This is a genomic window from Limimaricola pyoseonensis, assembly GCF_900102015.1.
Lineage (GTDB): Bacteria > Pseudomonadota > Alphaproteobacteria > Rhodobacterales > Rhodobacteraceae > Limimaricola > Limimaricola pyoseonensis.
The window spans coordinates 1-20,463 of record NZ_FNAT01000008.1 but is presented as its reverse complement, the minus strand read 5'-3'; the positions used below and the strand labels follow the sequence as shown (position 1 = coordinate 20,463).

Sequence of the window (20,463 nt, the reverse complement as noted above, 5' to 3'; positions counted from 1 at the left end):
GGGGTCATCTGTCGCCCCGGTTCTGGACCGGCGCGGCCCCGGCCGCCAGCACCGGCGCGGCGCATTTGCGCGATTTGGCGACATGGGGCGCCGGAAACCGCGGCCGCGCGGTCGCGTTGGGCGACGGAACTTTCCGATAGGAGACAGGCCATGAGCGACGGCAAGACCACCATCGACCACGACGAGATCCGGCACTGGTGCGAGGCGCGCGGCGGCCACCCGGCGCGCGTCGCCACCACCGCCGATCACGGCGAGGGCGGCATCCTCAGGATCGACTTCGAACCGCCCGCCGACGGGCTGGAGCGGATCTCGTGGGAGGACTGGTTCGAGATCTTCGAGGAGAGCGACCTCGCCTTCCTGCACCAGGACCGCGCCGCCGACGGCTCGGCCAGCCGCTTCAACAAGCTGGTCGAGCGCGATTGACAGGAGTGGGTGGCCCCCGACGGGGGCCGCCCGGTCCGGGCTTGGGGCCTCTTGCTGGGTGTCGTTGACCGCAGGTTGCCGCATGGGCGGGCTTTCCGGGAGCGATGTCCGGATCGAGCCCAACTTACGCTTTCGACGGGCCGCAGCGAATGGCCGCTCGCACCAGTGAGCCACAATCGTCCTACAACCCCGAAGGTCGTGTCCGCGCTAAGGTGATGATGCGAATCGGAGCCGCAGAGAGGGACAAAAATCACCCGTCTTGGCGGGTCCTTGAATGCCGGTACCACCTCAGGGTAACCGCGAAGCGTCAAGATAGCGGAAAGGTTGATTGATATTCCCGCGCTTAGGTGGCAACGTTATTCTCTAGGACAAAAACAAAATATTCTCGAAGGCTGCTATGAGACGGCTATTCATTGTCATTGGTATTGCAGCTTTCCTGTACATCGGTTTTATTCATATTCCATCTATTGAACTCACATCTCCGCCCCTTGAGATGGAGGGGTTTGGGGGCGTTTCACTATCGAATGAGGCACAGGTTCTGCTGGATAGAACCAAGGAGCAAGCACTGGCGCTTGTCAAACGTCAGAACGTTTGGAAACGGGTGAGCCTTGCGGCGGGGCTTCTCGCTCTGGGTCTGACTGCGGCGGCCACGATCATCGCCGGCAGACGTCGTCGCGAGAGCCGTACGGATCGAGAGGAGTTCCTAAACAAGAAAATCACAAGCATCGGTGCCCTCACTGCACTTGCGACACTGGCCAGCGCTGGAAGTGATCTAACTGCTAATGCACTAGTCGATCCTCTTAATGGCGGGATTGAGGCACTTAAGGCCGCTCTCGTCGAGGTGCCGGCGGAAATTGCAGCGGACCCAACATCGGAGCGCCACGTCCTAGCCGCGCTCGAGGTTACTCTGGCGGAGCATGGACCTTGAGTATGCTGTGCGCTGTCCTTGCGACGTGGTTCGCAAATTGCGCACCCGAACTGCCACCCGAGGCGACGCAGCTCACGGAAGCGGTCATGTTGCGTCCTGTAGTCGAAGAGGCGATCACTCTCGCGAACCGTCTGCTCAGCGTTTCCAACGAACCCTACAAGGTCACGACTTCTTGGTCGCGAGACAGCCGGGCGTCTGACGCAAACGAAATTGTTGTTTACCTTATGCAATCGCCAGCAAGTCCGGCGGCCAGAGCAGCTCAGAGAAACCGAACTGCCGAAGTCCTATCAGCGATGCAGGCTGACCAATCTGGTATTGACGATGGGGCGTTCGATTGCGGGGAGCTGGACGATTGTATAGACCAGCTTTATCCTGAAGAAACAGTGAATCTTGCGATGCGTACACTAAACGAGTTAACCCGCTGGGAGGTTGGAAAGACCAGAAAAGAGTGTCGGTGTATTGTGCTAATTGAGCATGATCTAAGAATGTTTGAGCTAGTCTTTGGTGCAGACTGGGACAGATATATTCTACTCACGAGGTTCGCTGGTTTTCCGGGCGAGCTGGAGGCTGCGATCAAGGAAGGTCGTCTGCCCGAAGCTCTCACAGATGGCGAAACCGTCACGCTAGCTGCCATGCTCACGCTAATTCTTCTCCACGAGGTGGGACATTCCACCAGTTACTCGATCAGTTCCACGGAAACGACTATGGCTTCTGGTCTGGACGAGCTGATCGACGATCTTCACGAGGAGCGCCGGGAGGAGCTTCGCGCTGACGCGTTTACTGGAAGTGTCCTCCGACGCGCGTGTTTTGATAGGCGGCTGGTCCCAGCCGAAGAGAATGCTTGTCTCGCCGCTGCCGAGCTCTCGATGCTGACGTTTATCGTTGGAATGAAAGGCAAGTCGCGTGAGGCGCGGTGTCTGCGGTTTTTGGATACCGTGCCAGGTTATCCGAACTGGCAGGCAAGATTCATGACTATTAACTTAATCCAGCACCCAGGCCCTTCGTCCATTGGGCTCCTAAGAGACTATGTTGAAACCCGTAATAGCCTGGTGCAACTTTCTTGGCTATCAGATGTTCCAGTTTGCAGTAGCGCATTGGCCAACTGACGGCGGCATTTAAGGGTTAGCTTTTGGCCTCACGGAGCCACCAGAACTCATACGCTTATGTCGCAGGGGAAGCGACCGTTTTCGACCGACCTGTTTTGTCCAAGATTTTGTGACCCAACGAAAAATGAAGGTCGTCCTAGACACTCGGACGTACGCCGCTCCGGGAGTGATTTTCAAATGGCTGCCATTCACCCATACTGTTAAGCTGAGGAAAAATCAAGGCGGATAATTGCAAGTCGAGAAGTTTCAACATTTCCCTCCGAAGATGCAACTGGAGCAGTTCACTGACTTGAATGGCAAGCTGTCTGTATGGAACAAGCGGCAGGCAAACTCCTGCAGCAGGTCCCAAACAACACGTTCGGAGAGACGCACCTCTACACTGTCGAAAATGAGCGTGGCGAGACGGACACTTCGTTCGAGAAGGAGATGATCGGAATTGAAGCGACGGCTGCCAAACTCATAGACGCCATCGAGGGTGCGGTTGAGCAGGGTAGGGCACCCACATTCAGCGCTTCAGAAAAGGCGAACCTTGACCTTTTTTTTAAACAGCATGGAAACGCCAACCTTCCCCCGATTTCTTCGGAAAAGCCGATTCCATAAATACAGGCCCCGAATTTCTAGATGATACTTTTAAAGCACTTCTAATAAAGAACCCAGACCAAGAAGCCGAAATTGCTGCCCTTAATTCACCCCAGAGCCGAAAGCGACTCCTTCAAGCCGGGAAAATTAAGGGAATGTCTATTCCTATTGGGAAGACTCTCAACATTTTCGCTCGGCGCGGTATCGAGATCCTCCAACTCCCACCAGGAGGCTGTGACTTCCTAACTAAAAAATTGCCGACAGCACGAACAAGGCAACCTTTAACCGATCCCGAAGCAGAAGCTTGGACGCCCATTTCACCCCGATTGGTGATTCGTTTGGACATGGCGGAAGACACGGTCATACTGGGAGAATTTGATCCTATTCATTTGACAGGCTTCAACCGCACCATCGCCATACAAAGCACGATGTTTGGCGGCCCCAATCCGGAACAAGTTAATGAGATGTCAGAATGGCTTTCGACCGAGAACGTGAAGTTTGAACGGTAGACCAAAACTCATACGTTTCTGGTCTCAGACCAAATCAACTGTTTCTGTTCCGTCTCTGGAGCCGCCACTCGTTCAAAGTCGGCAAAGTCCGCATGGCGGACCTCCGAGGCAACAGCGCCCCCGCAGGTCTCCGCGCGGGCGTCCGCCCTTCCAGGACGCCTGACGCTCGGCACCGTGCGCGCCCCCGCGCAACCCATTTGACATAAAACCTCGCCCCCGACCCTCACCCCCTGATCCGCACCGGCACGCCCTTGTAGGCCGGGGTCTTCGACAGCTCGTCGTGATAGCCCAGCGGGATCAGCGGGTTGGTCTCGGGGTAATAGGCCGCGACGCAGCCGTCGGGCAGGTCGTAGGCGATCACCTTCAGCCCGGCGACCGTGCGGGCATGGCCGTCATCCACCGCGCAGTCCAGCGTCACGCGCTGGCCCTCGGCCAGCCCCGCCCGCTCGATCATCTCGGGGTTCATCAGCACCACCTGCCGGTCGGTCTTGAGACCCCGCAGCCGGTCGTCGAAGCCGTAGATCGTGGTGTTGAACTGGTCGTTCGAGCGCAGCGTCACCAGCGTGTAGCTGTCCGCCCCCGGATCCTGCCCCAGCGCCGAAAGCGTCTTCGGCGCGGTGAAGATGGCGCGGCCGGTCTCGGTCTGCCACTGCCGCTCGCGCGCGGGGTTGCCCTTGTAGAAGCCGCCCGCCTCGAACAGCCGCGCGTTGAAGTTCTCGAATTTGTCGGGGTAGGTCTCCTCGATCAGGTCGCGCACCAGCGCGTAGTCGGCCACCCAGTCGTCCCACTTCACCTTGGGGTTCCCGGGCAGCGTCGCCTTGGCGATGCCGGCGACGATGAAGGGCTCGGAGCGCAGCATCTTCGAGGCGGGCGTGCGCCGCCCCTGGCTGCCGTGGATGTGGCTGAGGCTGTCCTCCATCGACACCGCCTGCGGCCCGGTGGCCTGCATGTCCTCCTCCGCGCGCACGAGGCAGGGCAGAAGCCAGGTTTCCTTGCCCACCAGCAGGTGCGAGCGGTTGAGCTTGGTCGCGATCTGCACGTTGATGTCGAGCCCGGCCCAGGCCGGGTCGGCGCGGCCGATGTCGGGGATGGCGCGGGCGAAGTTGCCGCCCAAGCTCACGAAGCCTTTGACGGTGCCGTCCATCACCCCCTTCACCGCCTCGACCGTGGTGGTGCCCTCGTCGCGCGGCGCGGTGAAGCCGAACATCTCCTCCAGCTTGTCGAGCGGCACGAGATCCGGCTTTTCCGAGATGCCGACCGTCCGCTGCCCCTGCACGTTGGAATGGCCGCGCACCGGCGAGATCCCCGCCCCCTCGCGGCCGATATTGCCGCGCATCAGCAGCAGGTTCACCAGCATCGCGATGTTGAGGCTGCCATGCACGTGCTGCGTCAGCCCCATGCCGTAGATGCCGATCACCTTCTCGCTCTCGGCATACATCTCGCCGACCTCGGCCAGATCCTCCTGCGAAAGCCCCGAGGCGCGCTCGATCTCGGGCCACGGGGTGTCGCGCACCATCTTCTCGAATTCCGGCCAGCCGGAGGTGTGCTGCGCCATGAAGGTCCGGTCGAGCACGCCGCCGCCCTGTTCGCCGTCGATCTCGAGCACCCGCTTGCACAGCCCCATCAGCGCCGCGATGTCGCCGCCGGGCCGGACCTGCAAATAGCGGTCCGAGATCTGCGTCTCGGCCCCGGCCAGCATCTCGACCGGGTTCTGCGGGTCGCGGAAGGTGACGAGCCCCGCCTCGCGCACCGGGTTGAAGGTGACGATCCTGCAGCCGCGCTTCTTGGCGGCGCGCAGCGGGTGCAGGAAACGCGGGGAGTTGGTGCCGGTGTTCTGGCCGAAGAACAGGATCAGGTCGCAGTGATCGAAATCCGACAGCACGCAGGTGCCGACCGGCGAGCCCGTGACTTCCTTCAGCCCGACGCTGGTGGTCTCGTGGCACATATTCGAGCTGTCGGGCAGGTTGTTGTGGCCGTAGAGCCGGGCGAAGAGCGCGTAGAGATAGGAGGTCTCGAGGCTCGCCCGCCCCGAGGCGTAGAACACCACCGATTTCGGATCGAGCGCCTTCAGCCGCTCGCCGATCCCGGCGAAGGCCGCGTCCCATGTCGTCTCGACATACTTGTCGGTCTCGGGGTCGTAGCGCATCGGGTGGGTGAGCCGGCCCTGCATCTCCAGCTCGTAGTCGGAAAAGCCCTTCAGCTCCTCGACCGTGTGGCGGGCGAAGAAGTCGGGCGTGCAGCGGTCGCGCGTCAGGTCCCACAGCGTCGCCTTGGCGCCGTTCTCGCAGAACTCGGCGACATGCGGGTTGGGCGGCTTGGCCCAGGCGCAGGAGGTACACATGTGGCCGCCGGGCTTGTTCTGCCGCATCAGCGTGTCGAGCGCGCCCTTGTCGGGCCGGTCCTGCCCGAGATGCCGCGCCACGCTCTGCAACGAGCCCCAGCCGCCGGCGGGCGCGTCGTAATGCGGCAGCTCCTCGCGCTGCCGGGTTTCCTTGCGGTCGCTCATGATGCCCTCCCGGTCCGCCCCGCGCCGCGCTCGCGGCGGGTCTCGCGGGGTGAACCTGCGTGCCGGGGGCTTGTTCCGCGCCCCCCCCTGCCCCGCCCCGCGGCGCGCCGTCGCCCCCGGGGGGCGCGGCGGGAACCGCGCGCCACCGGTGCCGGTTGGCCGGGCAACCTTGCAAGGAAAGGCACCCCATGGCCGAGACCGACGAGAAACCGCACAGCACCGACCGCCTGCGCCACGACATCGACGCGGGCGAGGCCGGCGACAAGAAGGGCTTCCCCGACACCTCCGCCTCGCCGCTCGGTACCGATGACGAGGCCTCGGGCAACCCCAACACCGAGGAACAGGTCAAGATGGCGCAGGCCGCCGAGACCGAGAACCCGGCTCGCGGCGAGGCCAAGCAAGCCTCGGGCGCCAAGCGGCCGGTCACGGCCGAGCATGGCGGCGGCCGGACCTCGACCGAGCAGAAGAACCGCAACATCCTGATCGCCGTCACCGTCGGCACGGCGCTGGTGCTCACCATCATCGCGCTGCTGGTCTGAGGCTCGACATTCCCCCGCCCGGGCGCTTGGATGCGCCCGGCAAGGAGGGAATGGGACATGAAACTGCTGAGACACGGGCCGCTGGGCCATGAGCGGGTCGCGATGCTGGACGCCGAGGGCCGCCTGCGCGACCTGTCGGAACACCTGCCCGACCTGTCCGGCGCGGCGGTCGGGCCCGAGACGCTCGACCGGCTGCGCGGGCTCGACCCGGCGGAGCTGCGCGAGATCACCGATCCGCAGCGGATCGGCGCCTGCCTGTCGCGCGTGCCGAACTTCCACTGCGTCGGGCTGAACTACGCCCGCCACGCCGCCGAGGCCGGGAAGCCGCCGCCGAGCGAGCCGATCCTCTTCTCCAAGGCCAGCTCGGCGCTGTCGGGGCCGAACGACGCGGTGGTGATCCCGCGCGGCTCCGAGCAGACCGACTGGGAGGTGGAGCTGGGCGTGGTGATCGGCCGCGAGACCTACGAGGTGTCGGAGGCGCGCGCGCTCGAGCATGTCGCGGGCTACTGCGTCGTCAACGACGTCTCCGAGCGCCACTTCCAGGCCGAGCGCGGCGGCCAGTGGATCAAGGGCAAGTCGTCGCCGGGCTTCGGGCCGATCGGCCCATGGCTCGTCACCGCCGACGAGGTGCCCGACCCGCAGGCGCTGCGGCTCAGCCTCGCGCTGAACGGCGAGGTGGTGCAGGACGACAGCACCGCCGACATGATCTTCTCGGTAGCCGAGATCATCTCCTACATGTCGCGCTTCATGCGGCTGCTGCCGGGCGACATCATCGCCACCGGCACGCCGTCGGGCGTCGGCATGGGCATGTCGCCGCAGCGTTTCCTGCGCCCCGGCGACCTGATGGAGCTCGAGGTCGAGGGGCTGGGCCGCCAGCGGCAGGAGGCCGTGGCGGCGAAATGATCAGCCGACCGGGGTGAGCAGCTTTCGCCCGGCCAGATGCGCGGCGATGTTGTCGCGCATCAGCCGTGCCATCGCCGCGCGCGTCTCCCGCGTGGCCGAGCCGCGATGCGGCTGCAGCGCGACGTTGTCGAGCTGCAGGAAACGCGGGTCGATATCGGGCTCGTTCTCGAACACGTCGAGACCGGCCCCGCGCAAACCACCATTCTCCAGCGCGTCCAGAAGCGCGGTTTCGTCAACGCAGGAGCCGCGCGAGATGTTGACCAGCACGCCGTCCTCCCCCAGCGCCGCGATCACCCCGCGCGAGACCATGCCGCGCGTCTCCGGCCCGCCGACCAGCGCCACCACCATGTCGTCGCTGGCCTCGGCCAGCGCCTCGGGCGTGGCGTGGTGCGCCCAGCCGGGCGTGTCCTTCTCGCGGCGCGACCAGTAGTGGATCTCGCAATCGGCGGCCGCGAGCCGCCGCGCGATGGCATGCCCGATCCGCCCCAGCCCGAGGATGCCGACCTTCCGCCCGGCCAGCCGCCGCGCCAGCGGCAGCGGCGTTCCCGCCGCCCAGTCGCCGCTGCGCAGATGCGCCTCGGCCTGCCCCAGACCGCGATGCACCGAGGTGAGCAGCGCCACCGCCAGGTCGGCCACGTCGGCATCGAGCACGCCGGGCGTGTTGCTGACCGCGACGCCGCGCGCGTGGGCGGCGTCGACGTCGATCGCGTCGAAGCCCACGCCGTAATTGGCGACGAGCCCCAGCCCCGGCAGCAGGTCGAAAGCCTCCGCCCCGAGCGGCGCGCCTGACTTGTAGGCCACGGCCCGCACCTGCGCGCGCGCGGCCTCCTCGATCCCGGCGAGATCGCCGGGGCCGTCGATGAAGCCCACCTCGAAGGCGTCGCGCAGCGCCGCGCGGTCGGCCTCGCCGTGTCCGCCGATTGCAAGTACGTCCATCTGCCCCTCCCTGTTCAGCCGGGCCATTGGCCTCGGCGGAAGGGGGGAAGTCAACTCGGGGGCGAGGCTCAGGGCAGCGCCGCGTGGCGGTTCACGTCCTTGTAGAGCAGGTAGCGGAACGGCCCCGGCCCGCCGGCGTAGCAGGCCTGCGGGCAGAAGGCGCGCAGCCACATGTAGTCGCCCGCCTCGACCTCGACCCAGTCGCGGTTCAGCCGGTAGACCGCCTTGCCCTCGAGCACGTAGAGCCCGTGCTCCATCACGTGGGTCTCCTCGAAGGGGATGACGCCGCCGGGCTGGAAGGTGACGATGGTCACATGCATGTCGTGGCGCAGGTCGGCCGGGTCGACGAAGCGCGTGGTGGCCCAGCGGCCCTCGGTGCCGGGCATGGCGGTGGGGGTGACGGCGTCGTCGGAGGTGACGAAGGGCTCGGGCCTGTCCAGCCCCTCGACCGGCTCGTAGCGCTTGCGGATCCAGTGGAAGCGCGCCGGCGCCTCGCCGGTGGCGCGCAGCCGCCATTCGGTGCCGGCCGGGATGTAGGCGAAGCCCCCCTGCCCCATCGCGTGGACCTCGCCCGCGAGCGTCAGCTCGATCCGGCCTTCGGTCACGAAGATCACGCCCTGCGCCTCGCGGTTCGGCTCGGGGGCGTCCGAGCCGCCGCCGGGCTGCACCTCCATCACGTATTGCGAGAAGGTCTCGGCAAAGCCCGAAAGCGGCCGCGACAGCACCCAGAGCCGCGTGCCCTCCCAATGCGGCAGGAAGGAGGTGACGATGTCGCGCATCACCCCCTTGGGGATCACGGCATAGGCCTCGGTGAAGACGGCGCGGCCGGTGTGCAGCGCCTCCTGCCCGGGATGGCCGCCCGTCGGGGCGTAGTAGGTCCTGTCGGTCATCGCCGCGCTCCTTCTTGAGATCGCACGCATCCTGCGCGCCCGCCCGGCCGCGCGAAAGGGCCCCGGCGCCTTCGGCTCTGTTCGGGAAAACTTGAAGATGGCGCTCAGCGCACGGTCAGGACGATCTCGCTGACGCTGTCGTCGACCGACTGGCAGGCGGCCAGCAGCCGCCGCTCCAGATGCGTCTGCACGTAGGCCGCGTGAAAGCGCGAGGGCGCGGCCAGCGTGAGCCGCCCCCCTGCCCTGCTCTCGCGGCTGAGCCCGCGCAGCCACGAGCCGTAAAGCGCCGGGTCCTCGGAATGCAGCACGCCTTGCGCCAGCGCCCATTCGTGCCCGGCCGAGAGGTCCGGCGCCGGCACCTCGCCCTTCATCGGCAGCGGCACCACCTTGGGGCTCTCCTCCTGCCCCTCGAGGCGCAGCGCGAAGTCGGGGCCGACCGCCTCCCATGTCGGGCGCGTGTCCTTGAGCAGCCGCTCGATCTCCAGCCGGTATTCCGTGACCCGTCCGCGCGCGCCCGCGCGCGAGACGCTGAGCCAGCCCATCGCCCGGAGCTTGGCCATCTCGCGCTTGACGGTGCGCTCGTCCACGGCCCAGAGCCGGGCGATCTCGCGCTGGCCCACCGCCAGCTCCTCGCGCGTCCAGTTGTAGCGCGCGGTGATCAGCGTCATCAGCCTGAGCACCAGCTTCTGCTCGGCCTTGCCGCGCGACAGCGCATGCGCGCCGAGCGCGGTGAGGATGTCGTACTTGCGGGCCGCCGCACCCCGGCCCACGGGCTTCGTCGTCAACATGGCGCGCCCTGTCATTGCCACTCCCGTCGCCGGGGTGGTCACCTTACTGCTCCTCGATGAACGGAAAGCTCGGCCACCGTTCGCAGGGTGGCCCGTCTTTGCAACGCCTTTCCCCAACTGCTCCTGATTTGCGTCCGGAAACTCGATTCTGTCAAGCGAACTCCGGATCGGCGTCCTGGCGCCAATCCATTTCCGGATGGAAATCGGTATGTATTGGTATTGGGGGACATCCAAGATGTCCCCTATTCGCGCCGAAATGTCCCCCATTTCCGGTGCGGCGGCGCGATCATGTCCCCCTTGCGGCGGCGGTTTCGCCCCCCGGTCGTCCGCCCTGGCCACGAATCGTGCGTGGCCCGGCGTGGCCCTTGCGACACTGGCGCGGACGCCAATCCGGCGAATTCGCGGATTCCACATTAGCGGGGTTTTCTCGAAGCGCAATTCCGGCGTAGATCGGAGCATCAGAAGAATTAGCGTTCCCGCGGTTTCCGGATCACCGGTTCCCCGCGGGGAACCGGAGGGCAGAGACACAATGTACACGCACACGGACCTGGCCCGGCTGCAGTCGCAGTCGCTCAAGATGCAGGGCTACATCCGGCAGCAGACCTTCTCGCCGGAGAACGAGAAGCACCTGCGCCGCTTCTCGAGCTGGGAGGTGGCCGAGCTGATCCTCGGGCTGAACCCCTCGACCTTCCGCGGCCGGCTCGCCGCCGACCCGTCGCTGCCGCAGGGCCAGGTCGAGGAGGACGGCCGCCAGCGCTGGTACTCGCTCGAGGAAATCAACGAGCTGCGTCGCCGGCTGCGGCACAAGGGCAAGCCGCTGCTGCCGCCGCGCCCGGCCGGCAAGCGCGCGATCCGCGCCGCCGTCGCCAACTTCAAGGGCGGCGCCGGCAAGTCGACCGTGGCGCTGCACTTCGCCCATGCCGCCGCGCTCGACGGCTACCGCGTGCTCTGCGTCGACTTCGACCCGCAGGCGACGCTGTCGCACTCGATGGGCCTGTCGGACGTCGCCGAGGAATACACCGTCTGGGGCATCATGGCCCGCGACCTGATCCGCGAGACCGAGCGGATGAACGCCTCCGGCCGCGGCGCCGAGAGCGGCACCGCCCTGCCCGAGCGCAAGCTGCCGCCCTCGGTCACCGGCATGGGGCTCGACGATCTGCGCGTCACCGACTTCATCAAGGCGACCTCGTGGCCGACGATCGACCTCGTGCCCTCCTGCGCCAACGCCGCCTTCGTCGAGTTCGCCTCCGCGCAGTACCGCCACCTCAACCCCGAATGGTCGTTCTTCGCGGCGGTGGAGCGCTACCTTGCGCAGCTGCCGGCCGATGCCTACGACATCGTCATCTTCGACTGCCCGCCGGCGATCGGCTACCAGTCGATGAACGCGGTCTTCGCGGCCGACGTGCTCTACATCCCCTCGGGCCCCGGCTACTGGGAATATGACAGCACCACCTCCTTCATCGGCCAGCTGTCGGAGGCGCTCGAGGATCTCGGCCGGTTCCGCGGCGCGGTGCCTGCGGGCACCGAGCCCGAGAAGCACTTCGCCGACATCCGCTTCCTGCTGACCCGGTTCGAGCCGAACAACGACCTGCACCGCGCGATGCAGCAGGCCTTTCACAAGGTCTTTGCTTCACACGTGGCCGAGCACCCGATCGAGATGACCCGCGCGGTCGAGCAGTCGGGCCGCTTCCTGTCGTCGGTCTACGAGATCGACTACCGCAACATGACGCGCGAGACCTGGCGCCGCGCCCGCGCCAGCTTCGACCGCGCCTATGACGAGTTCCGCGCCACGCTGGTCGCGGCCTGGGACAAGCTGGAGGACTGAGATGGCCCGCAAACGCTCCATGTTCGACATCGACTTCAACCCCGAGCCCGAGGCCGAGGCGGCACCCGCGACGCCCGCGCCGAAGCCCGAGCCGGAACCGGAGGCCAAGCCGGAGCCGAAGGCCGAGGCCCGGCCGGAGCCTGCACCTGCGCCCGCGCCGGCCCCCGCCGCCGGCCGGCGCGGGCCGATGGCTTCGGCGATCACCGAGACGGCGGACGCCGCGCGCGGCCGGGCCGAGGCGGAGGCGCGGATCCGGGCCGAGAACGACCAGCTCGCGCATGAGCATGTCCGGCTCAAGCGGCTGGGCCTGATCACCGACCTGATCGCGGTCGACGCGGTTAAGACCGACAAGCTCACCCGCGACCGCGCCAAGACCCGCGACCCGGAGCTGGAGGAGCTGAAGCAGTCGATCCTCGATGTCGGCCTGTCGAACCCGATCCGGGTCGAGCAGGACGGCGCCGGCGGTTACGAGCTGATCCAGGGCTTCCGCCGCCTGACCGCGTTCCGCGAACTTCTGGAGCAGACCGGCGACCAGCGCTACGCCAGGATCCCGGCGGCGATGGTTCCCCGCGGGGAACCGGTGCGCGACCTCTACCGCAAGATGGTCGACGAGAACCTGGTGCGGAAGGACATCTCCTTCGGCGAGATGGCGCAGCTGGCGTTGAACTACGCGCGCGAGACCGGGATCAAGCCGCATGACGCGGTGGGCGAGCTCTACGCCTCGGCGCTGAAGCAGAAGCGCAGCTACATCCGCAGCTTCACCCGCGTGCTGGAGCGCGCCCATGGCACGATCCGCCACCCCGAGGCGATGCCGCGGGCGCTGGGGCTGGAGCTGTTCAAGATCATCGACGCCGACCCGATCCTCGGCGACGAGATGATCGGCATGCTCAAGCGCGTGCCCGATCGCGACGCCGAGGCCGAGACGGCGATCCTGAAGGACTTCGTGCAGCGCGCCCCGAAGATCGTGAAGCCGCGCCCGAAATCGGTGTCGAAGACGATGCTGCGGCTGCCGCGCCCCGAGGGCGAGGCGAAGATCGCGGCCTCCGACGGGCGGGTCGAGCTGCGGCTGGCACGGGACTTTTCGGCGCTCGACCGGGCGCGGCTGCAACGCGCCTTCGAGGCCTTCTTCGACGCGCTCGACGGCTGAGCCCAAGCGCGACGTGACGGGAAGGGGCCGGCCAGCGCCGGCCCCTTTTTCATGCGCGGGCGGCAGCGGTTCCCCGCGGGGAACCGGGCGCACCTGCCGCCGGCCCCCGCGCCATTCGCGGCGGCACCGCCGATCCGGCACCAGGACACCGCGCAAGAAAAAGGCCGGTTCCCCGCGGGGAACCGGCCCGGCCGACGCGCGGCGTGGCGCGTCAGTCGGTCTTCTTGGCCCGTGGTTTTCGTGGTGTCGCGGGCTTGCTGGCGCGGCCCGAGGACTCGGCCGTCTTGGCGGCCGCCTTGCTCTGGGTCTTGGGCGGGGCCTTCGGCTTGGCGGCGCTCTTCGTCGCGGGCTTTCGCGTGGTCTTGCGCGCCGGCTTGGCCGCGCCGTCGGCGGCCGCGTCATCGCCGGTCGGCGTGCCGGTCGCGCCGGTGCTGGCCTCGGCGGCGATCTCGGCATCGATCTCGCGCGCGGCCTCGTCCCAATGCGCCTCGTGCTGCCCGTGCTCGGCGCCGGCGCGTTCCCATTTCTCGTATGCGCGCTTCCGGATGCGGTCTTCGCGGTCGTCGTGCATCATCGTTCTCCTTCCACAGGGCCGCTCGGGCCCAAGTCCCGGCGCCAAACCGGCGGTTGTGCCGCGGGCGCGGGGATCATCTGTTGCGCGCGGGCGCGGCGACCAGAGCCGGGCGGCGATTTTCTCGCGCGCCACCGCAGCCCGGCCATGCCGCGCCCGCAATTGCAGCGTTACGCGGCAACGCAGCAAAGGAAAGGCCGAGATGACGCAGCGTCAACTATGTGCGTTACCGTACAGTTCAGCCGCGGCCGCGATAGGGCGCCACGCCGGTCTCGGGGATCCAGACCCCGGCCGGGACCGCGCCGGTCTGGTAGAACACGTCGATCGGGATGCCGCCGCGCGGGTACCAGTAGCCGCCGAGCCGCAGCCATTTCGGCGACAGCGTCTCGCACAGCCGCCGCGCGATCGAGACGGTGCAGTCCTCGTGGAAGGCGCCGTGGTTGCGGAAGCTGGTCAGGAAGAGCTTCAGCGACTTCGACTCCACCAGCCAGTCGCCCGGCACGTAGTCGATCACCAGATGCGCGAAATCGGGCTGGCCGGTCAGCGGGCAGAGCGAGGTGAACTCGGGCGCGGTGAAGCGCACGGCATAGTCGACATCGGCCTGTGGGTTGGGCACGCGCTCGAGCACGGCCTCCTCGGGGCTCTGCGGCTGCCGGGTCTCGCCGCCCAGCACGGTCAGGCCGTCATAGATGGATTTGTCGGTCATCGGGCACTCCGGGTGTCAGGGTGCCGTCGCCATAGGCCCCGCGGCCGGGGAAAAAAAGACCGCCCCCGCGGCGTGGCGCCGGGGCGGTCGGGGGCAGGCAAGGTCTCGCGTGCGGGGCAGGGGGGTCAGCCGAGCCGGTCGCGCAGCCGCTGCAGATGCGCGGCCAGCAGCGCCTCGGCCCGCTCCGCGCTCGCCGCCTCGACGTAGCAGCGGCATTCGGGCGCGTTGCCCGAGGGGCGCAGATGCACCACCTCGCCGTTCTCGAAGGCCAGCCGCAGACCGTCGGTCAGGTCGAGCCCGGCCTCCGCCGCGCCGGTGTCGAAGAAGGCGGCCCGCGCCTCCGGGTCGTCGGTGAGCGCCGCGATCAGCGCCGCCGAGCGGTCGGTCGGCACCTCCTGCAGCCGGTCGGCGGCGGTGAAGCGCGCCGGCAGCGCCGCGGCCAGCTCCTCCAGCCCGATCCCGGCGGCGCGCGCCGCCGCCAGCGGCGCGAGGATCGGCAGCACCGCGTCGCGGGTCATCAGCGGCGCCAGCGCCCCGGCCGGGGCCGGCGCCTCGAAGCCCAGCAGGAAGCCGCCATTGGCCTCGTAGCCGACCACCGCCGCCGCCGGGTCGGCGTCGAGCGCCTCGGCCATCGCCGCGATCACGTAAGGAGAGCCGATCCTGGTGCGGCGCAGCTCGAAGCCCGGCTGCATCCGCTCGACCAGCGTGTTGGAGGAGACCGGCGTCGCGACGATCGCGGCGCGCAGAAGCCGCGCGGTGAGCGGGCCCAGAACGTCGCCCGGGACGATCCGGCCCGCCGCGTCGGCCACCATCGGCCGGTCGGCGTCGCCATCGGTCGAGATCACCGCGTCGAGCCGGTGCTCGGCGGCCCAGCCGGGCAGGGCGGCGCGGGTTTCGGGCGCAACCGCCTCGGTGTCGACCGGCACGAAGCCGGCCGCCCGCTCGATCGGCACGGCCGTGCCGCCGAGCCGCTCCACCAGATCGACCAGCATGTCGCGTGCCACGCTCGAATGCTGGTAGACACCGATCCTGAGCCCGTCGAGCGCGTCCGTCCCGAAGGCCTCGACGTAGCGGGCGACGTAGCGCGCGCCGCAGCCCGCGTCCTCGCGCAGCGCGCCCTCGGCCGGGGCAGGCGCGGCCTCCGCGTCGAGCGCGGCGAGGATCGCCGCCTCGTCGGCCTTGGTGATCTCGCCCGATGGCGTGTAAAACTTCAGCCCGTTGCGGTCGTCGGGGATGTGGCTGCCGGTGACCATCACCGCCGCCGCGCCGGCCCCGGTCGAGGCCAGCGCCAGCGCCGGCGTCGGCACCGCGCCGCAATCGACTACCTCGACGCCGACACCGCGCGCCGCGGCCGCGACGGCGGCGGCGATGCGCGGCGAGCTGGCGCGCAGGTCGCGGCCCACATGGAGCGCGCCGCCATGCGGGCAGGCGGCGAGGAAGGCCCGCACGTGGCGGGCGACGAGCGCGTCGGTCAGCTCGGTGACGAGGCCGCGCAGGCCGCTGGTTCCGAATTTGGGGGGCATCTTCGATCCTGTCCGCTGTGCATTGCCTTCCTCATTAGGCCGCCGCCCCCCGCCGCCGCAACCATCGGCAGAGCCGCGCGGCGGGGTCCGGGGGACGGGCAGGGGGGGAACGCGGGCCGGGGCGCGGGACTTGAGCCGGCAGGACATGGATGCGGGAGGATGACGATGCGCGCGATGGCAATCACCCTGGGCCTCATGCTGGCCGCGCCGGTGGCGGGGCCGGCGGGGGCGCAGCCCTCCTTCGATTGCGGCGCCGCCCGCACCGCCACCGAGAAGACGATCTGCGCCCGCCCGGCGCTGGCCGATCTCGAGCGCCGCCTCGTCGCCGTCTATGACGGTCTGGTGGCGGCGGCGGGCGAGGCCGAGGCGCGGCGCATCGCCGACATCCAGCTCGAGCGGCGCGAGGCCTGCGGCTCCGACGCGGCCTGCATCGAGCGGCAGCTCCTGACCACGATCGGCGTGTTCCGCGCCGAGACCGACGCCGCGCGCGCCCCCGCCCCGGCGCCCGAGCGCGCCGCGACCGATGACAGCGAGGCGGCGCTGCGCGACCTGCGCGCGGCGCTGGGACGCGGCGCGCCCGAGGCGCCGCAAGCCGGGGCCCGAACCGAGGCCGGGGCCGGGGGGCCGTCGCCCGAGGAGTTGGCTCGGCGACGCGCCGCCGGGCTCGAGGCGGGCTTCGACCGGTTGCCCGACTACCGGCAGCGGCTGGTGCAGGGGCGACTCGCGGCGGCGGGTTTTCTCGAGGGGTCGGTCGACGGGATGTGGGGCACGGCCACGCTGGAGGCGATGCGCCGCTTTCTCGACGCAGCACATGCGCGCGGCGTGGGCTTCGCCGTGGGCGGCGCGCCTGGCAGCCGCTGGGCCTACCGGCTGATCGAGTCGGAGATCTTCCACGAGATGTTCCCGCCCGAGTGACGCGGCGCCGCTCTGGTGTTCGCCGCGCCATGCGCTAGAGGGGCGGCCGGGGAACGAAAGGGGAATCGGCGATGATGGGGCGGACGCATCTGGCGCTTGGCGCGGTGGCGGGGGTGCATCTGGCGGCCGCGGCGCCGGGGCTCGGCCTGCCGGTGGCGGCGGCCGCGCTGCTGGGCTCGATCCTGCCCGATCTCGACACGCCTTACAGCAAGCTCGGCCGCAGGCTCTGGCCGCTGTCGCGGCTGGTCTACTGGAGCTTCGGCCATCGCGGCGGCACGCATTCGGCGGTGTTCCTGGTGTTCGCCGCGGCGCTTCTGGCGGTGGCCTCGCCGCCGGTGGGGATCGCGCTCGGCGCCGGCATCGCCACGCATCTGGCCGCCGACGCGGTGAGCTACGGCTACGGGCAGCGTTTCACATTCCGCGGTGCCGGCGTGCCGCTGTTCTGGCCGCTGAGCGAGCGCAAGGCGGGCTTCCGGCTCCTCAAGGTCAACGGGCTCGCGGAGAATCTCGTGGTGCTGCCATGGGCGCTGCTCTGGGCCGGGCAGGCCGGCTGGCGGCTGATCTGAGCGCGGTGTTTTCTTGACCGCCGCGCTGCGCTAGTCTGCCGGCAAAACAGGCAAGCCAGGCAGGACCCCGAATGGCCCATCTCCGCATTCCCGTGCTTTTCGGGATGATCTTGCTCGCCGCCGGCTGCACGACCCTGCCGCGCGGCGCCGCGCTCAAGCGCGAGATCCTGCGCGAGGAGGCGGTCGAGGACGGCGAGGCGCGCAACTTCATGGTGGCGCCGGTCACCCGCGCGCTCTTGCCGGTCTATGCCGCATGGCCCGAGACGGGGGGCGAGCGCTACCCCTGGATCGAGCGGGTCGACCAGCCCGACACCCGCATCATCGCGCCGGGCGACGTCATCAAGGTGACGATCTGGAGCACCGAGGAGAACGGCCTCCTGACCGGGCCGGGCCAGCGCTTCGCGGTGCTGCCCGAGATCCGGGTCGGATCGGCCGGCACGGTGTTCCTGCCCTATGTCGGCGACCTGAAGATCTCCGGCATGTCGCCCGAGACGGCGCGGGCGCGGATCGAGGCGGAATACGTCACCGTCACGCCCTCGGCGCAGGTGCAGCTCGAGTTCGCCGAAGGCCGGCAGAACACGGTGAGCCTCGTGTCGGGCGTGGCGCGGCCCGGCTCCTACCCGCTGCCCGACCGCGACTTCACGGTGATGAACCTGATTGCCGAGGGCGGCGGCGTGCCGCCGGCGCTCAACAACCCGCAGATCCGGCTGGTGCGCGGCGAGCGGATCTTCGGCACCTCGGTCGAGCGGCTGCTCGACACGCCGCGGCTCGACACCACGCTGGTCGGCGGCGACAAGATCCATGTCGAGGCCGACGACCGCACCTTCCTGTCGCTCGGCGCGGCGGGGCGCGAATCGCTGCATCCCTTCCCCGAGGACCACGTCACCGCGCTCGAGGCGCTGTCGATCATCGGCGGCGTCAACGACGCGCGCGCCGATCCCGGCGGGGTGCTGATCCTGCGCCGCTACCCGGCCGGGCAGGTCGGCCCCGGCCCCGGCGCGCCCGACCACGAGCGCGTGGTCTTCACAATCGACCTCACCTCGGCCGACGGGCTGTTCAGCGCCGGCGCCTTCGAGATCCGGCCCGGCGACCTGGTCTATGCCACCGAAAGCCCGGTGACGACGGCGCGCACCATCTTCGGGCTGATCGGCTCGAGCTTCGGGCTGGCGCGGCAGGCCACCGCCTTCTGAGCCGGCCCTAGTCCCAGCGGCCGATCGCCAGCAGCCGCGCGCCCATCACCTGCGCGCCGGCGGCGAAGCTCGCGGCCCCGGCGGCGCGCGGCAGCCGCAGCGCCACCGAGGCGGTGCCCGCCTCCTGCATCGCCGGGCCGAGATCGCCCGGCCCGAGGCCGCCGTAGTCGGCCTCCGCCCCCGGCAGCGTCACCGCGACCTGCGGCGGCGCGGCGAAAGGGGCGGGGAAGGTCCAGACATGCTCGAGCCGGTCGGCCGAGAGCCGGGCGAAGAGCGCGGCCTCCGCCTGCGCGATCTGCGTGCCGTCGGCCAGCCGCAGAAAGCGGCCGCCGGGGCCAGTGCCGGTCTCGAATACCGCGCCCGTCGGCAGGCCCGAGGCGAGCCCGACCGGGCCGATCAGGTCGGCCTGACCGATCACCCGCTGCCAGCCCTGCCAGGCCCCGCCGGCGCGCGAACGCCGCCAGGCCCGGCCGGTGCCGGTCTCGGTCAGGCGCTGCGCGATCTCGTCCGGCCCCTGCGCCGCCACCTCGAGTAGCGCGGGGCCGCTGGCCCCCGGCGGCGCGTCGGGGGCGGGCAGCGCCATGGCGTAGGTGCCTGTCTCGCGCGCGAGATCGGCCGAGGCCGCCTGCGGCGCGGCCGCCGCGCCGAGCCCGAAGGCGCCCACCGACATGAGCCGGCCCGGCGTCGCGTCGCGCGGGCCGGACTGCACCGCCGCGCCGGTGGCCCGCCCGTCACTGGCCGAAAGCCGCAGCGCGCTGGTCCAGCCGGCGCCGTCGGCGCTGGTCTTGATCTCGAAATCCGGCCCGCCGGCGAGCCCCATCTCGGCGCCGCCCGTAAAGCCGGTCTGGAACAGCAGCGAGGCGGTGTCGCCCGGCCCGGCGCGGTTGACCTTCAGCCGGTGGTCGCCGCCGTCATGGCTGAGGAGCACCGCCGGGGCGGCGACGCTGAGCCGGTTCTCGGCATCGGCCTCGGCGCCGAGCCCGAGACGGTCGGCCTGCGTCGCAAGCTCGGCCGGGGCGCGCCAGCCGCTGCCGTCGAAGACCAGCTCGGCATCCTCGGCCGTGCAATGCGCGCGCCAGCCCGCGGCCGGCGTCTCGAAGCGCCAGGCCGCGCCGTCCCAGACGGCGAGGGCGTGGTCGCGGCCGGCCCAGTCGCCGGTCGCGCCGACGCCGACGAGGTGGCGGTCGCCCGCGCCGGGGGCGGCGGGCGGCGCGGCACGGTCGCGGTCGGCCACCACCGGCTGCACCAGCGCGTCGAGCCGGCGCAGCGCCTCGTTGTGGGTGACGTGCTTCTGCGCCTGCGCGGGCTGGATGTAGGGCAGCGAGAGGATGGCCGAAACCTGCATGGGGCGTCCTTCGGGGCATGATTGGGTCCGGGTGCCACCCTAGCGGCGGCGCGATGACGCCCGGTGAAGCGGGCGGGCGTTGCCTTGCCATCGCCCCGCCGCCGCCGCTATCTGCCCGCAGGCTCCGGCACCCGGCGGGGGCTGCAAACGGAGGCAGCATGACCGACCACGCCAGCCCGTCCCGGCGCGCGCTCATCACCGGCTCGGCCGGCTTCATCGGCTACCACCTCGCCCGGCGGCTGCTGGCCGAGGGCTGGCAGGTGACGGGCCTCGACGCGATGACCGACTATTACGAGGTGGCGCTGAAGCGGGCGCGCCACGCGGCGCTGGCCGAAAACCCCGGCTTCACCGCGGTCGAGGGGCGGATCGAGGAGGCGGGGCTTCTCGACCGGCTGGTGGCCGAGACCCGGCCCGAGATCGTCGTGCATCTGGCCGCGCAGGCCGGGGTGCGGCACTCGATCGACGCGCCCGAGAGCTATGTCGAGGCCAACCTGATCGGCAGCTTCCGCCTGATCGAGGCGTTGCGCGCCACGCCTTGCGCGCATCTGATGATGGCCTCGACCTCCTC

The 20,463-nt window shown here is 69.3% G+C and carries 21 protein-coding genes; 13 read left to right on the top strand and 8 right to left on the bottom strand.

What is annotated here, in order from left to right; genetic code table 11:
- Positions 1-150: 150 nt before the first annotated feature.
- The 5 genes from BLT43_RS15070 (at position 151) to BLT43_RS18955 (ending at position 3,545) form a co-directional block, all read left to right on the top strand.
- Positions 151-423, top strand: coding sequence for a hypothetical protein (locus tag BLT43_RS15070; protein WP_090114162.1), 273 nt, complete (start codon positions 151-153; stop codon positions 421-423).
- Between the two features lie 397 nt (positions 424-820).
- On the top strand, positions 821-1,351 hold the full coding sequence (locus BLT43_RS18970) for a hypothetical protein (protein WP_131802671.1): 531 nt from the start codon (positions 821-823) through the stop codon (positions 1,349-1,351).
- A gap of 86 nt (positions 1,352-1,437) precedes the next feature.
- Entirely contained in the window at positions 1,438-2,457 is a 1,020-nt protein-coding gene (locus BLT43_RS18965; protein WP_131802670.1) for a hypothetical protein, read from the top strand.
- Between the two features lie 309 nt (positions 2,458-2,766).
- Complete coding sequence (locus BLT43_RS18960) at positions 2,767-3,057, top strand: DUF4238 domain-containing protein (protein WP_131802669.1); 291 nt, start codon at positions 2,767-2,769, stop codon at positions 3,055-3,057.
- A 134-nt stretch (positions 3,058-3,191) separates the two neighbouring features.
- Positions 3,192-3,545, top strand: a complete 354-nt coding sequence (locus tag BLT43_RS18955) for a hypothetical protein (protein WP_131802668.1) — start codon at positions 3,192-3,194, stop codon at positions 3,543-3,545.
- A gap of 223 nt (positions 3,546-3,768) precedes the next feature.
- Here the strand turns inward: BLT43_RS18955 and BLT43_RS15065 are convergent, their stop codons facing one another.
- The gene (locus BLT43_RS15065) at positions 3,769-6,051 is read right to left on the bottom strand and encodes an FdhF/YdeP family oxidoreductase (RefSeq protein WP_090114160.1); all 2,283 of its coding nucleotides are present in this window, start codon (positions 6,049-6,051) and stop codon (positions 3,769-3,771) included.
- Positions 6,052-6,239: 188 nt separating this feature from the next.
- On the opposite strand from BLT43_RS15065, the gene BLT43_RS15060 reads away from it, so the two are divergent.
- The gene (locus BLT43_RS15060; protein ID WP_090114158.1) at positions 6,240-6,590 is read left to right on the top strand and encodes a hypothetical protein; all 351 of its coding nucleotides are present in this window, start codon (positions 6,240-6,242) and stop codon (positions 6,588-6,590) included.
- Between the two features lie 57 nt (positions 6,591-6,647).
- Positions 6,648-7,493 (top strand): fumarylacetoacetate hydrolase family protein, encoded by an 846-nt coding sequence (locus BLT43_RS15055; RefSeq protein ID WP_090114157.1) that lies wholly within the window; start codon positions 6,648-6,650, stop codon positions 7,491-7,493.
- Here BLT43_RS15055 and BLT43_RS15050 read toward each other — a convergent pair whose 3' ends face one another.
- The 3 genes from BLT43_RS15050 to BLT43_RS15040 form a co-directional block, all read right to left on the bottom strand.
- On the bottom strand, positions 7,494-8,429 hold the full coding sequence (locus BLT43_RS15050; RefSeq protein ID WP_090114155.1) for a 2-hydroxyacid dehydrogenase: 936 nt from the start codon (positions 8,427-8,429) through the stop codon (positions 7,494-7,496). It lies immediately after the preceding gene.
- Between the two features lie 68 nt (positions 8,430-8,497).
- Positions 8,498-9,319, bottom strand: a complete 822-nt coding sequence (locus tag BLT43_RS15045) for a bifunctional allantoicase/(S)-ureidoglycine aminohydrolase (protein ID WP_090114153.1) — start codon at positions 9,317-9,319, stop codon at positions 8,498-8,500.
- A 104-nt stretch (positions 9,320-9,423) separates the two neighbouring features.
- The gene (locus BLT43_RS15040; RefSeq protein ID WP_090114152.1) at positions 9,424-10,107 is read right to left on the bottom strand and encodes a hypothetical protein; all 684 of its coding nucleotides are present in this window, start codon (positions 10,105-10,107) and stop codon (positions 9,424-9,426) included.
- Positions 10,108-10,636: 529 nt separating this feature from the next.
- On the opposite strand from BLT43_RS15040, the gene BLT43_RS15035 reads away from it, so the two are divergent.
- Both BLT43_RS15035 and BLT43_RS15030 read left to right on the top strand, forming a co-directional pair.
- Entirely contained in the window at positions 10,637-11,932 is a 1,296-nt protein-coding gene (locus BLT43_RS15035; protein WP_090114150.1) for an AAA family ATPase, read from the top strand.
- A 1-nt stretch (position 11,933) separates the two neighbouring features.
- The gene (locus BLT43_RS15030) at positions 11,934-13,079 is read left to right on the top strand and encodes a ParB/RepB/Spo0J family partition protein (protein ID WP_090114148.1); all 1,146 of its coding nucleotides are present in this window, start codon (positions 11,934-11,936) and stop codon (positions 13,077-13,079) included.
- 211 nt (positions 13,080-13,290) lie between these two features.
- Here the strand turns inward: BLT43_RS15030 and BLT43_RS15025 are convergent, their stop codons facing one another.
- The 3 genes from BLT43_RS15025 to BLT43_RS15015 all read right to left on the bottom strand — a co-directional run bounded on the left by BLT43_RS15025 (position 13,291) and on the right by BLT43_RS15015 (position 15,879).
- Entirely contained in the window at positions 13,291-13,650 is a 360-nt protein-coding gene (locus tag BLT43_RS15025) for a DUF2934 domain-containing protein (RefSeq protein ID WP_207497602.1), read from the bottom strand.
- A gap of 238 nt (positions 13,651-13,888) precedes the next feature.
- A complete protein-coding gene (gene queF, locus BLT43_RS15020) occupies positions 13,889-14,356 on the bottom strand; it encodes a preQ(1) synthase (RefSeq protein WP_090114144.1) in 468 nt (155 codons plus the stop codon).
- A gap of 125 nt (positions 14,357-14,481) precedes the next feature.
- Positions 14,482-15,879 (bottom strand): phosphohexomutase domain-containing protein, encoded by a 1,398-nt coding sequence (locus tag BLT43_RS15015; RefSeq protein ID WP_090114142.1) that lies wholly within the window; start codon positions 15,877-15,879, stop codon positions 14,482-14,484.
- Between the two features lie 165 nt (positions 15,880-16,044).
- Here BLT43_RS15015 and BLT43_RS15010 point away from each other — a divergent pair, with 165 nt between their 5' ends.
- The 3 genes from BLT43_RS15010 (at position 16,045) to BLT43_RS15000 (ending at position 18,550) form a co-directional block, all read left to right on the top strand.
- Positions 16,045-16,794, top strand: a complete 750-nt coding sequence (locus BLT43_RS15010; RefSeq protein WP_131802667.1) for a hypothetical protein — start codon at positions 16,045-16,047, stop codon at positions 16,792-16,794.
- Between the two features lie 71 nt (positions 16,795-16,865).
- The gene (locus BLT43_RS15005) at positions 16,866-17,360 is read left to right on the top strand and encodes a metal-dependent hydrolase (RefSeq protein ID WP_090114138.1); all 495 of its coding nucleotides are present in this window, start codon (positions 16,866-16,868) and stop codon (positions 17,358-17,360) included.
- A gap of 71 nt (positions 17,361-17,431) precedes the next feature.
- Positions 17,432-18,550, top strand: coding sequence for a polysaccharide biosynthesis/export family protein (locus BLT43_RS15000; RefSeq protein ID WP_090114137.1), 1,119 nt, complete (start codon positions 17,432-17,434; stop codon positions 18,548-18,550).
- Positions 18,551-18,557: 7 nt separating this feature from the next.
- Here BLT43_RS15000 and BLT43_RS18745 read toward each other — a convergent pair whose 3' ends face one another.
- Positions 18,558-19,895 (bottom strand): DUF2793 domain-containing protein, encoded by a 1,338-nt coding sequence (locus BLT43_RS18745; RefSeq protein WP_110559022.1) that lies wholly within the window; start codon positions 19,893-19,895, stop codon positions 18,558-18,560.
- A gap of 158 nt (positions 19,896-20,053) precedes the next feature.
- Here BLT43_RS18745 and BLT43_RS14990 point away from each other — a divergent pair.
- A partial coding sequence (locus BLT43_RS14990) for a GDP-mannose 4,6-dehydratase (RefSeq protein ID WP_131802666.1) occupies positions 20,054-20,463 on the top strand: 410 nt, incomplete at its 3' end.

Excerpts from the sequence above, each read along its gene's own strand:
- BLT43_RS15070 (WP_090114162.1), top strand. The coding sequence starts at position 151 with ATGAGCGACGGCAAGACCACCATCGACCACGACGAGATCCGGCACTGG.
- BLT43_RS18970 (WP_131802671.1), top strand. The coding sequence starts at position 821 with ATGAGACGGCTATTCATTGTCATTGGTATTGCAGCTTTCCTGTACATC.
- BLT43_RS18965 (WP_131802670.1), top strand. The coding sequence starts at position 1,438 with ATGTTGCGTCCTGTAGTCGAAGAGGCGATCACTCTCGCGAACCGTCTG.
- BLT43_RS18960 (WP_131802669.1), top strand. The coding sequence starts at position 2,767 with ATGGAACAAGCGGCAGGCAAACTCCTGCAGCAGGTCCCAAACAACACG.
- BLT43_RS18955 (WP_131802668.1), top strand. The coding sequence starts at position 3,192 with ATGTCTATTCCTATTGGGAAGACTCTCAACATTTTCGCTCGGCGCGGT.
- BLT43_RS15065 (WP_090114160.1), bottom strand. The coding sequence starts at position 6,051 with ATGAGCGACCGCAAGGAAACCCGGCAGCGCGAGGAGCTGCCGCATTAC.
- BLT43_RS15060 (WP_090114158.1), top strand. The coding sequence starts at position 6,240 with ATGGCCGAGACCGACGAGAAACCGCACAGCACCGACCGCCTGCGCCAC.
- BLT43_RS15055 (WP_090114157.1), top strand. The coding sequence starts at position 6,648 with ATGAAACTGCTGAGACACGGGCCGCTGGGCCATGAGCGGGTCGCGATG.
- BLT43_RS15050 (WP_090114155.1), bottom strand. The coding sequence starts at position 8,429 with ATGGACGTACTTGCAATCGGCGGACACGGCGAGGCCGACCGCGCGGCG.
- BLT43_RS15045 (WP_090114153.1), bottom strand. The coding sequence starts at position 9,319 with ATGACCGACAGGACCTACTACGCCCCGACGGGCGGCCATCCCGGGCAG.
- BLT43_RS15040 (WP_090114152.1), bottom strand. The coding sequence starts at position 10,107 with ATGTTGACGACGAAGCCCGTGGGCCGGGGTGCGGCGGCCCGCAAGTAC.
- BLT43_RS15035 (WP_090114150.1), top strand. The coding sequence starts at position 10,637 with ATGTACACGCACACGGACCTGGCCCGGCTGCAGTCGCAGTCGCTCAAG.
- BLT43_RS15030 (WP_090114148.1), top strand. The coding sequence starts at position 11,934 with ATGGCCCGCAAACGCTCCATGTTCGACATCGACTTCAACCCCGAGCCC.
- BLT43_RS15025 (WP_207497602.1), bottom strand. The coding sequence starts at position 13,650 with ATGCACGACGACCGCGAAGACCGCATCCGGAAGCGCGCATACGAGAAA.
- queF (WP_090114144.1), bottom strand. The coding sequence starts at position 14,356 with ATGACCGACAAATCCATCTATGACGGCCTGACCGTGCTGGGCGGCGAG.
- BLT43_RS15015 (WP_090114142.1), bottom strand. The coding sequence starts at position 15,879 with ATGCCCCCCAAATTCGGAACCAGCGGCCTGCGCGGCCTCGTCACCGAG.
- BLT43_RS15010 (WP_131802667.1), top strand. The coding sequence starts at position 16,045 with ATGCGCGCGATGGCAATCACCCTGGGCCTCATGCTGGCCGCGCCGGTG.
- BLT43_RS15005 (WP_090114138.1), top strand. The coding sequence starts at position 16,866 with ATGATGGGGCGGACGCATCTGGCGCTTGGCGCGGTGGCGGGGGTGCAT.
- BLT43_RS15000 (WP_090114137.1), top strand. The coding sequence starts at position 17,432 with ATGGCCCATCTCCGCATTCCCGTGCTTTTCGGGATGATCTTGCTCGCC.
- BLT43_RS18745 (WP_110559022.1), bottom strand. The coding sequence starts at position 19,895 with ATGCAGGTTTCGGCCATCCTCTCGCTGCCCTACATCCAGCCCGCGCAG.